The 415-nt window shown below is 57.6% G+C and carries 1 pseudogene; it reads left to right on the forward strand.

The window, feature by feature from the left end:
* Positions 1–334: pseudogene (locus A3754_RS27450) on the forward strand (FAD-dependent oxidoreductase); the annotation flags it as partial.
* Positions 335–415 lie beyond the last annotated feature (81 nt).

The following is a 415-nucleotide window of genomic DNA, read 5'->3' on the forward strand; positions in this document are numbered from 1 at the left end:
TCTATTGTTTGAACAGGATCAGGAGCGGGTTCAGGTGACCTACAACATGAATATCCTGCAGGGCATCAGCGCCCCGGAAACGTTCTGTGTGACGCTCAATGCCACCGACCTTATTGATGAAGAACAGATCCTGGCCCGCTACCGTTTTGCGCACCCGTTGTTCACTCCGCACACCGTGGCGGCCCGGGAGCAATTGCTGAAAGAAAACGGCAAACGGGGTACCTGGTTTGCCGGTGCCTGGTGTCGCAATGGCTTTCATGAAGATGGTGTGGTGTCTGCGTTGAACGTGGTGGAAGGCATTGCTGGCACAGCGCAGCCGGGGAGTGCTGCGTAATGCGTGCCTCGGCAGAGCAGGCGGTAATGTCCTGTGCCATTGCCCAGGGGCGGGTCTGGCATCAGCGCTTGCAACCCTTTA

The organism is Alcanivorax sp. HI0083 (assembly GCF_001635175.1).